The 13,950-nt window shown below is 66.2% G+C and carries 16 protein-coding genes and 1 pseudogene; 8 read left to right on the plus strand and 9 right to left on the minus strand.

All coding sequences use genetic code 11. From position 1 onward, the window contains the following. Positions 1-2: 2 nt before the first annotated feature. The gene (locus tag ACMVY4_RS22215; RefSeq protein ID WP_416898121.1) at positions 3-446 is read right to left on the minus strand and encodes a MaoC family dehydratase; all 444 of its coding nucleotides are present in this window, start codon (positions 444-446) and stop codon (positions 3-5) included. Positions 447-602: 156 nt separating this feature from the next. On the opposite strand from ACMVY4_RS22215, the gene ACMVY4_RS22220 reads away from it, so the two are divergent. Then, complete coding sequence (locus ACMVY4_RS22220) at positions 603-989, plus strand: response regulator (protein ID WP_416898122.1); 387 nt, start codon at positions 603-605, stop codon at positions 987-989. 12 nt (positions 990-1,001) lie between these two features. Here ACMVY4_RS22220 and ACMVY4_RS22225 read toward each other — a convergent pair whose 3' ends face one another. Continuing rightward, positions 1,002-1,487 (minus strand): GNAT family N-acetyltransferase, encoded by a 486-nt coding sequence (locus tag ACMVY4_RS22225; RefSeq protein ID WP_416898123.1) that lies wholly within the window; start codon positions 1,485-1,487, stop codon positions 1,002-1,004. A gap of 115 nt (positions 1,488-1,602) precedes the next feature. Between ACMVY4_RS22225 and ACMVY4_RS22230 the strand changes: the two genes are divergently transcribed. Then, the gene (locus tag ACMVY4_RS22230; RefSeq protein ID WP_416898124.1) at positions 1,603-2,109 is read left to right on the plus strand and encodes a hypothetical protein; all 507 of its coding nucleotides are present in this window, start codon (positions 1,603-1,605) and stop codon (positions 2,107-2,109) included. Here ACMVY4_RS22230 and ACMVY4_RS22235 read toward each other — a convergent pair. The 6 genes and pseudogenes from ACMVY4_RS22235 to ACMVY4_RS22260 form a co-directional block, all read right to left on the minus strand. Then, positions 2,104-3,048: a threonine ammonia-lyase gene (locus ACMVY4_RS22235; RefSeq protein WP_416898125.1), complete on the minus strand. Its 945-nt coding sequence runs from the start codon at positions 3,046-3,048 to the stop codon at positions 2,104-2,106. The genes ACMVY4_RS22230 and ACMVY4_RS22235 overlap by 6 nt on opposite strands. A gap of 349 nt (positions 3,049-3,397) precedes the next feature. Beyond that, the gene (locus ACMVY4_RS22240) at positions 3,398-3,700 is read right to left on the minus strand and encodes an SCP2 sterol-binding domain-containing protein (RefSeq protein WP_416898126.1); all 303 of its coding nucleotides are present in this window, start codon (positions 3,698-3,700) and stop codon (positions 3,398-3,400) included. Between the two features lie 55 nt (positions 3,701-3,755). Next, the gene (locus ACMVY4_RS22245; protein ID WP_416898127.1) at positions 3,756-4,319 is read right to left on the minus strand and encodes a L,D-transpeptidase family protein; all 564 of its coding nucleotides are present in this window, start codon (positions 4,317-4,319) and stop codon (positions 3,756-3,758) included. Continuing rightward, positions 4,306-6,152 (minus strand): annotated as a pseudogene (locus ACMVY4_RS22250) (ABC transporter transmembrane domain-containing protein). Before ACMVY4_RS22250 ends, ACMVY4_RS22245 begins: the two are co-directional and overlap by 14 nt. Positions 6,153-6,250: 98 nt before the next feature. Further along, complete coding sequence (locus ACMVY4_RS22255) at positions 6,251-6,859, minus strand: thiamine pyrophosphate-dependent enzyme (protein ID WP_416898128.1); 609 nt, start codon at positions 6,857-6,859, stop codon at positions 6,251-6,253. Positions 6,860-6,864: 5 nt separating this feature from the next. After that, the gene (locus ACMVY4_RS22260; protein ID WP_416898129.1) at positions 6,865-7,377 is read right to left on the minus strand and encodes a thiamine pyrophosphate-binding protein; all 513 of its coding nucleotides are present in this window, start codon (positions 7,375-7,377) and stop codon (positions 6,865-6,867) included. 86 nt (positions 7,378-7,463) lie between these two features. Between ACMVY4_RS22260 and ACMVY4_RS22265 the strand changes: the two genes are divergently transcribed. The 4 genes from ACMVY4_RS22265 (at position 7,464) to ACMVY4_RS22280 (ending at position 11,156) form a co-directional block, all read left to right on the plus strand. Then, positions 7,464-8,744: an MFS transporter gene (locus ACMVY4_RS22265; protein ID WP_416898130.1), complete on the plus strand. Its 1,281-nt coding sequence runs from the start codon at positions 7,464-7,466 to the stop codon at positions 8,742-8,744. A 213-nt stretch (positions 8,745-8,957) separates the two neighbouring features. Continuing rightward, positions 8,958-9,518, plus strand: coding sequence for a PAS domain-containing protein (locus tag ACMVY4_RS22270; RefSeq protein WP_416898131.1), 561 nt, complete (start codon positions 8,958-8,960; stop codon positions 9,516-9,518). An 85-nt stretch (positions 9,519-9,603) separates the two neighbouring features. Next, the gene (locus ACMVY4_RS22275) at positions 9,604-10,704 is read left to right on the plus strand and encodes an AMP-binding protein (protein ID WP_416898132.1); all 1,101 of its coding nucleotides are present in this window, start codon (positions 9,604-9,606) and stop codon (positions 10,702-10,704) included. Continuing rightward, a complete protein-coding gene (locus tag ACMVY4_RS22280; RefSeq protein WP_416900377.1) occupies positions 10,632-11,156 on the plus strand; it encodes a class I adenylate-forming enzyme family protein in 525 nt (174 codons plus the stop codon). The genes ACMVY4_RS22275 and ACMVY4_RS22280 overlap by 73 nt, the downstream gene beginning before the upstream one ends. Positions 11,157-11,226: 70 nt before the next feature. On the opposite strand, the gene ctrA is transcribed toward ACMVY4_RS22280, so the two are convergent. Continuing rightward, entirely contained in the window at positions 11,227-11,922 is a 696-nt protein-coding gene (gene ctrA, locus ACMVY4_RS22285) for a response regulator transcription factor CtrA (protein WP_416898133.1), read from the minus strand. A gap of 210 nt (positions 11,923-12,132) precedes the next feature. Between ctrA and fliI the strand changes: the two genes are divergently transcribed. Next, a complete protein-coding gene (fliI, locus tag ACMVY4_RS22290) occupies positions 12,133-13,458 on the plus strand; it encodes a flagellar protein export ATPase FliI (protein WP_416898134.1) in 1,326 nt (441 codons plus the stop codon). Next, on the plus strand, positions 13,455-13,871 hold the full coding sequence (locus ACMVY4_RS22295) for a flagellar FliJ family protein (RefSeq protein WP_416898135.1): 417 nt from the start codon (positions 13,455-13,457) through the stop codon (positions 13,869-13,871). Before fliI ends, ACMVY4_RS22295 begins: the two co-directional genes overlap by 4 nt. Positions 13,872-13,950: the final 79 nt, after the last annotated feature.

Raw genomic sequence — 13,950 nt, forward strand, 5'->3', positions numbered from 1 at the left:
GGTTAGGACTTGCGTCGCGGCGGCATGATCCAGGCGTCGCCGACGATCACGTTCTTGCCGTCGACCGAGCATGTGCAGGTGAAGTGCACGCGTCCCTTGTCGGCGAGCACCTCGTCGATCTCGGCGCGGGCCGTGACCTTGTCGCCGACCCGGACCGGCGCGACGAATTTCATGTTCTGGCTGAGATAGATGCCGCCCGGGCCGGGAAAGATGGTGCCGAAGATCGTCGACAGGAAACTGCCCGACAACATGCCGTGGGCGATCCGGCCCTTGAACATGGTCGTCTTCGCATAATCCTCGTCCAGATGCAGCGGGTTGTCGTCGCCAGAGGCGTCGGCGAAGGCCTGGATCCGCTCCTCGGTGACCACATCGGTGTACTCGGCGGTCATGCCGACTTCCATCTGGTCCAGATACCAGGTCTTTCCTTTCTCGGTGATCGCGGACATCGGCTCTCCCATCCCCTTCGCTGTATCCCCTGCGGCGGCGCGGACTATAGGATTGCGGCGGAAGGGCCACAAGGCTTGGCCGCCCGCCGCCCCCTTTACCGAAAATTGAGGTATCCAGGCACAGACTGGCGCGCAATCCAGTGTGAGCCGAGTACCATGCGTATCGATCCGGAAATGCCCATCCTCGTCGTCGATGACTACGTGCAGATGCTCCGCATCATCAACGGACTGCTGAGGGATATCGGCTTCGAAAATGTCGATACCGCGATGGACGGCGCCGAGGCGCTGCGCAAGCTGCGCCGGTTCCAGTACGGCATGGTGATCTCCGACTGGAACATGGAGCCGATGACCGGCTACCAGCTTCTGGAGGAGATCCGCTCCGACGAGGAACTGCACGACATGCCGTTCATCATGGTCACGGCCGAGAGCAAGACCGAGTTCGTGATCTCCGCCAAGCAGGCCGGCGTTTCCAACTACATCGTGAAACCCTTCACGTCGCTGACGCTGAAGGAAAAGATGGAACAGGTCTTCGCCGACTACTGAGCCGGCGCCGGATCATCCGCCCGAAACGTCGCTCAGCGCCCGGCCCATCAGGACCCGGATATCGGCGTCTTCATTGCCGGCCCCGATGCTGTCATAGAAGCGGGCGCCGCCGTCATTGAAACGCCGCACGCCCCAGAACACCGCGTCGCAGCCGCTGTCGAGCGCTTCGCGGGCGACCGCAGCCATGAGGGCCCGGGCGACGCCATGTCGCCGCCAGTCCTTCGCCACGAAAAGCATCTCCAGCCAGCGCGCCGGATGGGCGGTTTCCGCGTGATAGGCAAGGTTGTGGGCCGCCGCACCGATCACCTCGCCCGAAGCGGTGACGGCGACCTCTGTCGCCAGCAGCGCGCCGTCGCCGATGGCATCGCGCAGCACGATCTCCGCCGTGAAGGGGCAGAGCGCCTCATCGCTCAGATCTTCGAGATCCAGCCCGTTGAACATCTGCGCCACGCCCTCGGCGTCTTCCGTCCGGGCCCGGCGCACCGTGAATTCCGCCATGTCCTGCTCCTGCGTACCGTGCACGCTGCTCTATCCGGCAGCATCGCGCGCGGCAAGCTTGCAGGATTAATTGCGAATGATTATCATTTGCGTCGAAACGACCGAGGAGCCGAGCATGATCGTCGCGATGCAACCCGTCTCGTACCGGATGACCGTCAGCTGTCTGGAAGAGGGCGAGCGCCTGTTTCTGTGGTGCCTGCGCCGCTGGGTCGCCGCGGCCTTCCGCAGATCCGACGCGGTCGGCGAGCTCCGCCAGGCGCTCGCGTCGCATCAGTTGCAGGCGACGGCCGGCGATGTCGACGACCTGCTTTCCGGCGTTTCCGCCAGCGCCCGTCGCACCATCGACATCCGCATCAGCGGCGCGATGGCGCTGAGCCGGGACGAGGTCCTGTTCTGCCGCGCCCTCTCGGCCTCGGCCGACGGGATTTCCGATCTGGTCGATGCGCTGATGCTGGAGATCGTCTTTCCGCACGGGCTGGCCAGGGCGTCGGACGGGATCGAACGCATCGCCGCAGCGCTGCAGCTTGCCGGCGTCGAGACGAAGAACTGGCGCGCGCCGCGGCCCGCTGCCGGGGCAATGACGCTGCCGGCCGGCGTCGCCGCCATGCCTGTCACCCTATGAGAACGCGGCCGTTCCCGCCCCGCAGACCAGCACGACGACCTTCTCGTCAGGTCTGAAGGCGAACCGTGTCTGCTGCACCGCCGCCATGCCAGCGGCACCCGCCAGCTCGGCGGCAATCCCGAAATGGGACCACATCCAGCGCGCCGCCGCCGCCATCTCGGCGTCCGAGACCAGGACGATCTCGTCCACCAGCCGCCGCACGATATCGAGATTGATCTCGGAGGAGCGGCGCGGCGACAGCGTCGCCACCGAGCTGGTGATCGTCTCCAGCGTCACGAGTTCGCCGGCCTCGACGGAGCGTTTCAGTGTCGGCGCCCCCTCCGCTTCGACGCCGACGATACGGATGTCCGGCCTCAGTTGCTTCAGGGCAACAGACATGCCGGAAATCAGCCCGCCACCGCCGATCGCGATCACCACGGTCGCCGCATCCGGCAGATCTTCCAGCACTTCCAGGGCAACGGTCCCCTGCCCGGCAATCACCATCGGATTGGCGAAGGGATGAACATAGGTCGATCCATCGGTCTCGGCCCGCGCCAGCGCCAGGGCGTTGGCGTCGTCCCAGACCGCGCCCTCGACCACCACCTCGGCGCCGAATCCCTCCAGCCGCGCGACCTTGTCCGGGGTCGCGTTGGTCGACAGATGGATGACCGCCGGCACACCCGCCGCCTGCGCGGCAGCGGCGACGCCGAGGCCATGATTCCCGCCGGATGCGGTGATCAGACCCTTCTCAAGCGCCGCACGTCCCAGGGAAAGTGCGGTATTGGCCGCGCCCCGCGACTTGAAGGAACCGGCGAGCTGGAGGTTCTCCAGCTTCAGATACAGGTCGCAGTCCGGCCCGCCGCCAGCGATCGGCGCCGCCCGCATGAGGGGGGTGCGCCGCACGGCGCCGGCGATGCGGGCGCGCGCCTGCCGGATGTCCTCGAAACCGATACTGTCCATGTCGTCGCTCCCGGAGCATGTGAGGTCGCGTGCGGCCCTTGTGGCGCGTGGCCGGTTGGAACTCAATTGAGAAATCGGGGTTGACGGTGGGAGGTCCGAGGTCTATGTTGCAGTGCATATAAATTGCTGCATTGCAAAACAAGGTATGCTTGAAAAATGTACAGAAGTTGGCAATGCTTTTGCATTGATCAGAAAAATGATTCGTTAGTGGATTGAACATACGAACCGGTTTCGAGCCGACAAGGTCGCGTCTCCTCCCCAAATAGCGCCCGGCTCGAATACAGAAAGGGCGGCCCACTCCTCCCCGGGCCGCCCTTTCGCCTTTCTGGCTAACGCGTTGTGCGCGAAGCTATTTCAGGACGCTCTGCAGTTTCATCGCGACCCCCATCGAGCCTTCGATCTTCAGCTTGCCCATCATGAATGCGGTGGTGCCGTCCAGTTCGCCGCCCACCATCTTCAGGAAGTCGTCCTTCGAGATCTTCATGGTGCAATCGGCATCCTTGTCCTCATTCGTGACGGTGTTCGGAGACGAGACACCGTCCACATAGACCACGCCGTCATCGCCGAAATCGAACTTCAGGGTTGCATCCAGTCCGGAATCCTCGCCGACCCGCTCCCGCATGCCCTGCGTGATTTCTTCCAGTGTGGCCATTTCCGTTTCTCCTGCTGAATGGCGGTCAGTTATCGGCAAGCCGACCACAACCCCGTCAGGTTCGCAAGTCCCGACGTAGCGGCAGTCCGGGCGATTTCCGCCCCGGCGGGTGGATCGTCACATCGTCGCCGGGCCGCAGTTGCGCCAGCAACCAGGCCAGATCGGCGGGCCGAAAGGCGACGCACCCCGCCGTCGGCGTCTCCGCCTCGGCCATCACATGGACGAAAACGGCGCTGCCGGCGCCCGGCCGGTGCGGGCGGTCGTTGTGCCCCACGACAATCAGCGCGTCGTAGAGCCGGTCCGCGCGGCGCAGCCGTTCATGTCCGCAAGGATGCGGCAGCCTGACGAAGCGGTTGTAGAGCGGATCGGCAGGATCGTCGCTCCAGCCGTGGCTGCGCAGGACCGGAATCGCCGGCAGTGCCGTCTGCGGCCGCCAGCGGTCGGGGCGAAAACGGACGTGGCGGACGGGAAAGCGGCCCGTAGGGGTGGCGCCGTCGCCCTCCCGCTTGTCTGTGCGGACCCCGCCCCGGCCGAGGGCGCAGGCCAGCCGCACCCGGCGGAAAACGGCGTAGCCGTCGGCGAAGACGTGAAGGGTCTCGGGCCGCCTATTCGGCCGCATCGGCGGGCGGCGTCGCGTCCAGGGCCTCGCGTGAGACGTCGAACTGCAGCCGGGCCAGCCGGGCGTAGAGACCCCCCTGATCCATCAGTTCCTGATGCGTGCCCCAGGCCACGACCTGCCCCTGATCCATGACCACAATACGGTCGGCCTTCAGCACCGTGGCCAGCCGGTGCGCGATCATCAGCGTCGTCCGGCCTTCCATCAGCTTGTCGAGCGCCCGCTGGACCATGCGCTCCGATTCGGCGTCCAGCGCCGACGTCGCCTCGTCCAGCAGCAGGATCGCCGGATCGCGCAGCAGGGCGCGGGCAATGGCGATCCGCTGGCGCTGGCCGCCGGAGAGACGCTGTCCCTTTTCGCCGAGCTCGGTCTGGTAGCCCTGCGGCAGCCGGTCGAGGAACTCGGCAGCGCCGGCGGCTTCCGCAGCCCGGCGGACATCCTCATCCGAGGCATCCGGCGGCCGTAGCGGATATTGTCCATGGCCGTTGCCGCGAACATCACCGGGTCCTGCGCCACCAGACCGTAGCGGTTGCGCACGTCCACCGGGTCTGCCGAGGCGATGTCGGCGCCATCGATCAGGACCTCGCCCCGCTCGATGTCGTAGAAGCGCAGCAGCAGCTGGAAGACCGTCGACTTGCCCGCCCCGCTGGGACCGACCAGGGCGACCTTTTCGCCTGGCGCGATCGACATGCCGAACCCGTCCAGCGCCATGATCTCGGGCCGGGCCGGATAGCGGAAGGCCACGTCACGGAACTCGATCGAACCGCGCGGCTCCGGCAAGGCCGTGGCCTTTTCGGGGATGGCGATCGACGGTTCGGTGGACAGCAGTTCCATCAGCCGCTCGGTCGCGCCCGCGGCGCGCTGCAGGTCGCCCCACATTTCCGACAGCGTGCCGACCGAACCGGCGACAACGATGGCGTAGAAGACGAAGGCGGTGAGCTCGCCCGACGACATGGTGCCGCCGGCGACATCGGTCGCGCCAAGCCAGAGCACCACATCGATGGCGCCGAAGATGAACAGGATCACCACTGCGGTCAGCCAGGCGCGCACCATGATCCGGCGTTTCGCAACGGCCAGCGTGTCGGCGACGGCGCGGCCGAAGCGCTTCTCCTCGAAACTCTCCTGCGTGAAGGCCTGCACGGTCTGGATCGCGTTCAGACTCTCCTCGGCGCGAGAATTGACCGATGCGACCCGGTCCTGGCTCTGCCGGCTCAGCACACGCAGCCGGCGTCCGAACAGCAGGATGGGCACGATCACCAGCGGCACGATGGCCAGCACCATCCCGGCCAGCTTCGGGCTGGTGATGATCAGCATGGCGAGACCGCCGACGAACATCAGCAGATTGCGCAGCGCCATCGACGCGCTGGAGCCGACGACCGTCTGGATCAGTTCGGTATCGACGGTGAGCCGGCTCATCACCTCGCCGGTCTTGGTCTGCTCGAAAAAGGCCGGGTCGAGCCGAAGCACATGGGCATAGACGGCGTTGCGGACGTCGGCGACGATCCGCTCGCCCAGCCAGGTGACGGCCCAGTAACGCGCGAAGGTAAAGACCGCCAGCAGCGCGAAGACGCCGAACAGCGCCAGGAAATACTCATCCAGATATCCGGTATCGGCCCCATTGCCCGGCTGCACGAACCCGTAGTCGACCATGCGACGGACGGCCTGACCGATGGCCAGGGTCGCTGCGGCGGCGCCGACAAGCGCGAACACGGCGAAGGCGATCAGCGAACGATAGGGTTTCGCGAACGGCCAGAGGCGTTTCAGCGCGCCGACACGGCGGCTCTTCGGTCGGCCAGTCTTCTCGTCGTGCTCGTTCGTCGCCTCGGTGCCGGACACGGAACCCCCCGCTGCGTCAGGAAAATCCCGCCTGCTATAGCGTCCGCGAGGGCCAGCGCCAAGTGCGCGGCGATCACGCCCGGATCAAATCAGGGGGCTCAGCCTTCGCTGACACCGGCCGGGCCGAGCAGCGCACGGCGGAACCGGTCCTTCAGCCAGGCGCCGTCCTTGGGCGGCAGGGCGAACGGCAAGGCTTCCGCACGGATCTTGAAGGTGGCGAAGACAGGCCCTTCGGCTTCCCCGATCAGCGGAAAGAGCGCCTCCGATTCGTCCGCCGCCGCAGCGCTCGCGACGACAGGGATGCCGACCGAGCGGGCCACGCCGGCCAGATCGACACCGTCAGCGGTGTGGGTCTGCTGCATGCCGGTCTCGCCATATGATTCGTTGTCGAACACGGCGATCGCGAGATTCCTCGGCCGCTGAACCGCGACCGTCGCCAGCGCGCCCATGCCCATCAGCTGCTCGCCGTCGCCGGTAACCACGATGACGCGGCGGTCCGGCTGGGCCAGCGCCAGTCCGAGTCCCATCGCGGCCGCGCCGCCCATGGCGCCCCAGAGCGGAAAGGTCGTGTGACGGTCGCCGGCGGCGGTCAGGTCCCAGGCCGTGGCCCCCAGACCGGCGATGAAGAGCGCGTCCGGATTCTCGTCGATCAGGCGTTTCGCGATCTCGCGGCGGCGGAGCGGGTAGGTGTTGGCGCGGTCGGTCATGGCGGTCACTTCGCGAAGGTCTTGGTGCCGATCAGCTTCTGCGCGATCAGCACGGCGACGGGGCTCAGCCCCTCGAAGGCGATGCCGGCGGCGGCGGCCACGGTCGATGCCGCGTCCTCGGCCCGGTCCAGCCGGTAGGTCAGGGTCCCGAGCTGCTCCAGCATCGCGGCGGCGTTCTGGCCCATGGGGAGCTGCCACGGATTGAACTCGCCGAACTCGCCGCGCATCGTCACCAGCATCAGCAGCGGAAAACGGCAGGTCACGGAAGTGGCGATCATGTTCGGGCAATTGCCGACGCCGCTGGACTGCATCAGCAGCACGCCGCGCTGTCCGCCCAGCCAGGCGCCGGCCAGCACAGCCGGCCCCTCCATCTCGTTCGTCAGGGGAATGGCCCGCATGTCCGGGTCGGCGCGGCACTGCGTGATCAGCCGGCTGTGACCGGCGTCGGGCACATAGGCCACCTGCCGGATATCCGCGCGTTTCAGTTCGCCGAAAATGGCGTCCGGCCAATCGGTCACGTCTCAACTCCCCCCGTTCAGGCCCGTGGATCATAGTTGCGCAATTTTCGCCGTCCACCCAGACTGCGCCGCCTGAGGGGAGAGACATGACGTTCACGGCAACCCGAGAGGACGGCCCGCTGTATCCGTCCGCCAAGCGCCCGTTTCACGGCTGGATCATGGTCTGGGCCGCGTTTCTGGTGATGATGGTCGGCTTCGGCGTCGCCTACAGCTTTTCCGCCTTCTTCGACGCGCTGGCCACCGAATTCGGCGGGGACCGCGGCGCGACCTCGCGCATCTTCGGCATCGCCGGCTTTCTCTACTTCTTTCTCGGCGCATGGAGCGGTCCGGCCGGCGACCGGATCGGGGCCGCGCCGGTGACGATCTTCGGCAGCATCTTTACCGCCGCCGGACTGTTCCTCGCCGCCCGCGCCGGCACGCTTGAGCAGGTCTACTGGGCCTATGGCATCGGCGTCGGCATCGGCGTCGGCTGCATGTATGTCCCCGCCGTCGGCGTGGTGCAGCGCTGGTTTGCGGTCAAGCGGGCGACGGCCTCGGGCGTCGCCATCATGGGCATCGGCGTCGGCACCTTCATCGCGCCGCATGCCGGAGCCTTCCTGATCGATCTGGGCGGCTGGCGGCTCGCCTACGATGTCATGGCCGTCGCGGTGCTGGTGATCGGCGGCGGCGCCGGCCTTCTGCTCCGAAACTCACCCGAATCGCGGGGTCAGTTTCCGGACGGCGCCGACGGACCGCCACAGGGGGCCAACTCCGGCCCCTCCCTGACGCGGGGCGAGGCGGCGCGGACGCTGCCGTTCTGGATGATCCTGACCGGAGCGCTTCTGGTTTCGATCGGCCTGTTCGTTCCGTTCGTCCACATCGCCAAGTTCGCCGAGGATGTGGGCCTGAACGAGGCGCAGGGCTTCTGGGTGATCAGCGCCATCGGCATCGGCTCGATTCTCGGCCGCATCGCGCTGGGTCCGGTGGCGCAGCGGGTCGGCCGCCAGCCGGTCACGACGGCCCTCTATATAGGTATCGCGCTGTCGCTCGCCGGCTGGAACTTCTCCACGATGTTCTGGCAATTGCTGCTGTTCGGCGTCGTCTTCGGCACGCTCTATGGCGGCTTCGTCGCCCTCGCGCCGACGCTACTCTCCGACTATTTCGGGGTGGGGCACGTCGGATCGGTGATCGGCGTGGTCTACGCATCGGTCGGCGTGGGCGCACTGATCGGGCCGGCGGTCGCGGGCGATCTCTACGATCTCTACCGCAGCTACGAATTCCCGATCCTGATCGGGTCAGGCCTGTGCCTGATCGCCGCCGTCTGCGTGATGCTGCCGTCCAGTCCGGTCGACTGGCGCAACCGGCGATTCGGCACGCAACACCGCTGATACAGAAGGCGGACAGGATCGGCGCATCGCCACCAGCATGCCGCACCGCCCCCCGCTGACCGACGAGCGGGATGAACCGGGCAGCCGGCACGCTGATGGTTCCATCCGCCACGGGTATCGACACACCACCTTCCATGGAAACCCCGCCGATCTGAGGGGGCGGTGCCGTCGTCGCCGTTGAAATGCCCCTGTGACGCGCCTAGTAGAAGCGTCATGTCAGGCCCCGAACATGACTGTGCTCTGGCGGCCCTGCTGCCCGCGGATCCGCATGCGGATCTCGCTCGCTTCGCACTCTACTGGCTGTCGCGGCGGACCGACGGACCGATTCCGCACTATGCGGACATCGATCCCACCGATATCCCCTGGGCGCTGGACGCGATCTACGTGATCGAGCGCCGCGACGACGGCCTGTTCGCCTTCCGCCTCGCAGGTGAGGCGATGTCGCTCCGCATCGGCGAGAGCCTGAAGGGCAAGACCGCCTACGACCTGTTCGACGACGAGTATGCGGCATGGACCCAGGCCCGATGGGAACGCTGCCGCGCCGAACGCCTCGCTTGCTTCGTCGATACCCGACACGACAGCCGCGAAGGCAGGCCGATGTCGGCCCAGCGCCTGCACCTGCCCGTCCTGGACCGGCATGGCGCGCCGGACATGCAGATCGGGCTGAACGTCTTTACCGGCCTGTCTCGCCGCGAACAGTTCGGACCCGATCAGCCCGGCGAACGGGTGGTCCGCTGGACCAGGGTCGACGACCTGCCTTTCGCGCGCCCCTGAGCGAAATCGCAGTCGCTTGTCCGCGCCCGCACGCCTCGCTTAGTCTCCCTGCCGTGGGAGAGGACAAGGGGAGAGCGCCATGCTGATGGCTCTGACGCAATTCATCCGCCGGGCGCGGCAGGTCAACCGCGACGGCGTCGCGACGATCTTCGACGGGCGGACGCATACGTGGACCGACTTCCACGAGCGGATCGCGCGGCTGGCGGCCGGAATCCGCAGTCTGGGCGTTCAGCCCGGCGACCGCGTGGCGCTTCTGGCCAACAACTCCGACCGCTATCTGGAATACTTCTTCGCGGTGCCCTGGGCCGGCTGCGTCTTCGTGCCAGTGAACACCCGCCTGGCACCGCCGGAGGTTGCCTACTGGCTGTCGGATTCGGAAAGCCGCGTGCTGTTCATCGACGACGACTTCCTGCCCTTCCTGCCGCGGCTGCAAGGGCAGATGCCCAGTGTCGAAAAGATCGTCCATGTCGGCAATGGCGCGCCGCCCGAGGGGCTGATCGCCTATGAGAAGCTGATCGCAGACAACGCCCCGATGGAGGACGCAGGCCGCTCTGGCGAGGATCTGGCCGGCCTGTTCTACACCGGCGGCACGACGGGCGTGTCCAAGGGCGTGATGCTGAGCCACCGCAATCTCGTCTCCAACGCCATGAATGTCATGCGCGACATGGATTTCGAGGAGGACATGATCTGGCTCCATTCGGCGCCGATGTTCCACCTTGCCGACGGCACCGCCACTTTCGCGGCCACCATGCTGGCGGCGAGCCACCGTTTCATCCCGAAATTCGATCCGGGCGCGGCGCTGGCGGCGATCGAGGAACACGGCGTCACCAATGGGCTGTTCGTGCCCACGATGATGAACATGATCGTCAACCATCCGGATGTGAAGACCCGCGACCTCTCGACCATGCGCGGCATTCTCTATGGCGCCTCGCCAATGCCCGAAGCGGTGATCCGGAAGGCCATGGAACTGATTCCGACGGTCGGCTTCTACCACGCCTACGGTCAGACCGAGACATCGCCCCTGCTGACCTGCCTGAAGCCGCATCTGCACACTTTCGACGACAGCGGCCGCGGCAAGTCGGCGGCCGGGCGACCTATGGCGTCGAGCTCTGCATCAAGGATGAGGAAGGCCGGATCCTCGGCCCGAACGAGGTTGGCGAGGTCTGCGCCAGGGGCCCCAACGTGATGCAGGGTTACTGGAACAAGCCGGACCTGACCGCCAAGACGCTGAAGGACGGCTGGATCCACACCGGCGACGGCGGGTATCTGGACGAGGACGGCTACGTCTACATCGTCGACCGGGTGAAGGACATGATCATCTCCGGCGGCGAGAACGTCTACTCGGCCGAGGTCGAGAACGCGGTCTACCAGCACCCGGCGGTGGTGGAATGCGCCGTGATCGGCGTACCGGACGAGAAATGGGGCGAACGGGTCCACGCCATCGTCCGCTGCCATGAGGGCCAGAGCGTCGGGGAGCGAGAGCTCATCGACTTCTGCCACGAGTTGATCGCGAACTACAAATGCCCGCGCTCGGTGGAGTTCCGCACCGAACCGATGCCGCTCTCGGGCGCCGGCAAAATCCTGAAGACCGAACTGCGCAAGCCCTACTGGGACGGTGTCGCGAAGTCGGTGAACTGATCCGAAACAGCGAAGGCTCCGGCTTTTGGCCGGAGCCTTACTGGGGAGGAGACGCTACAGGGAGAGGTTGTCAGGCAGCCGCTTCGGCCGATTCCGGGTCGCGCAGCACGTAGCCACGGCCCCACACGGTTTCGATGTAGTGGTCGCCGCCGGTGGCCGACGCCAGCTTCTTGCGCAGCTTGCAGATGAAGACGTCGATGATCTTCAGTTCGGGCTCGTCCATGCCGCCGTAGAGATGGTTCAGGAACATCTCCTTGGTCAGCGTCGTGCCCTTGCGAAGCGACAGCAGCTCCAGCATCGAATATTCCTTGCCGGTCAGGTGGATGCGCTGGCCTTCGACCTCGACCGACTTGGTGTCCAGGTTCACGGTCAGCTTGCCGGTGCGAATGACCGACTGCGAATGACCCTTGGAACGGCGCACGATGGCGTGGATGCGCGCGATCAGCTCCTCGCGGCGGAACGGCTTGGTCAGGTAGTCGTCGGCGCCGAAGCCCAGACCCTTGACGATGCCGCTGGTGTCGCCGAGGCCGGAGAGGATCAGGACCGGCGTGTCGACCTTGGAAACGCGCAGCTTCTTCAGCACGTCATAGCCGTGCATGTCGGGCAGGTTCAGGTCGAGAAGAATGATGTCGTAGTCGTAGAGCTTGCCGAGATCGAGGCCTTCCTCGCCCAGATCGGTCGCGTAGACGTTGAAACCGTCCGACGCCAGCATCGTCTCGATGCCACGCGACATCGCCATATCGTCTTCGATCAGAAGCACCCGCATTTCAGTTCTCCATCACCCGTGCCCGAGGCATCCGTGGGTTGGATAATTTCCGATTAATCTTAAACAAAGGTTAACAGCGTTAACGAAGGTTATCGAGTGGCGCACGTCACGGTAACCCGACACCGCACCGGAGGCGACTTAACCCACTATTAAGGCCGGCATGCGAGCCTCCGTCGCGTTGTCAACAACGGGCCGGAAAGTTTCTGAATCGTGCGTAGCCTGCTGGCGGAACTGGAGCGGATCGAACCCCGGAGCTATTTCGGCCGGGTCGCCGCCGTTCAGGGCCTGATGATCGAGATCGGCGGCATTTCCTGGCGTCTGAGCGTCGGCGCCCGCGTCGGGCTTGGCGCCCGCGACGGCCGCGAGGTCGAGGCGGAGATCGTCGGCTTCCGCGACGAGGTCGCGCTGGCCATGCCGTTCGGTCCGCTGGACGGCGTCGGCGTCGGCTGCAAGGCCACCGTGAAATCCGACCAGCCAACCGTCTCGCCGGACCGCAGCTGGCTTGGCCGCGTCGTCAACGCGCTGGGCGAACCCATCGACGGCGGCCCGCCGCTGATCCGCGGCCCGCGCTCCTGCTTTCTCCGCGGCCGGCCGCCCCAGGCGCATCTGCGCGACCGCGTCGGCCCACCGATGGATACCGGCGTGCGTTCGCTCAATACCTTCCTGACCACCTGCCGCGGTCAGCGCATGGGCATCTTCGCCGGCTCCGGCGTCGGCAAGTCCGTCCTGTTGTCCATGCTGGCGAAGTTCACCGAGACCGATGTCGCCATCATCGGCCTGATCGGCGAGCGCGGCCGCGAGGTGAAGGAATTCATCGAGGACTATCTTGGCCCAGAGGGCCTCGCCCGCTCCATCGTCGTCGTTGCGACTTCAGATGAGCCCGCGCTGATGCGCCGCCAGGCCGCGCACATGACCCTGACGCTTGCCGAGTTCTTCCGCGACGAGGGCCAGGAAGTGCTCTGCATGATGGATTCGGTCACGCGCTTCGCCATGGCGCAACGCGAGATCGGCCTGAGCGCCGGCGAACCGCCGGCTTCCAAGGGCTACACGCCATCGGTCTTCGCCGAACTGCCGCAGCTGCTCGAGCGCGCCGGACCCGGCACGAAGGGATCGGCGATCACCGGCCTGTTCACGGTGCTGGTCGAAGGCGGCGACACCGACGAGCCGGTGGCCGATGCCGTCCGCGGCATTCTGGACGGCCACGTCGTGCTGGACCGTTCGATCGCCGAACGCGGCCGCTATCCGGCCATCAACATCCTGAAATCCATCTCCCGCACCATGCCGGGCTGCCAGACGAAGGAGCAGCGCGCCATTTCCGGACGCGCCCGCGAGTTGCTGGCCGCCTATGACGAGATGGGCGAACTGATACGCATCGGCGCCTACAAGAAGGGCTCGGATCCCCGGATCGACGAGGCCATCGCCCATAACGCACAGCTGGAAGCCTTCCTGTCCCAGGACATGGACGAGCACGAAACCCTCGCCGGCGGGTTCGAGCGGCTTGCTGGCATTCTCGGACATGAAAGGGCTGCCGCATGAAGACGCTCGAACGGCTGATCGGAATTGCGCAGCTGAACCTGGATCAGGCCCGGCAAGTGCTGATGGATCTGGAGGCCGTGCGCGACGACCTCGCCAACCGTATCCTGATGATCGACCGGGAAATCGCCGGCGAGATGGAGGCGGCGCAGCGCGATCCCATGCTGACGCAGAGCCTCGGCCATTTCATCAAGTCGGCGCGCGACAGGCAGACGCGCCTGCGCACCTCGATCGCCGAGCTGGACCAGCAGATCGAGGCCGCGCGGGAGAAGGTCTCGGACGCCTTCCGCGAGCGCAAGCGCTACGAAAAGGTGCTGGAGACCCGGCGCGCCGAACAGAAGCGCCGCCGCGACCGGCGCGAGCAGGAACAGATGGACGAGATCGGCATGCGGAACGCCCGCGAAGCCTCCGCCTGACCCCGACCTTCCCCAATCCGATTGACCTGCCTCCGCGGCGGGAATAGGGATAGCGCCGGATTTTCGAAGCCGCTCCGGG

It is taken from the genome of Minwuia sp. (assembly GCF_048007105.1).
Lineage (GTDB): Bacteria > Pseudomonadota > Alphaproteobacteria > Minwuiales > Minwuiaceae > Minwuia.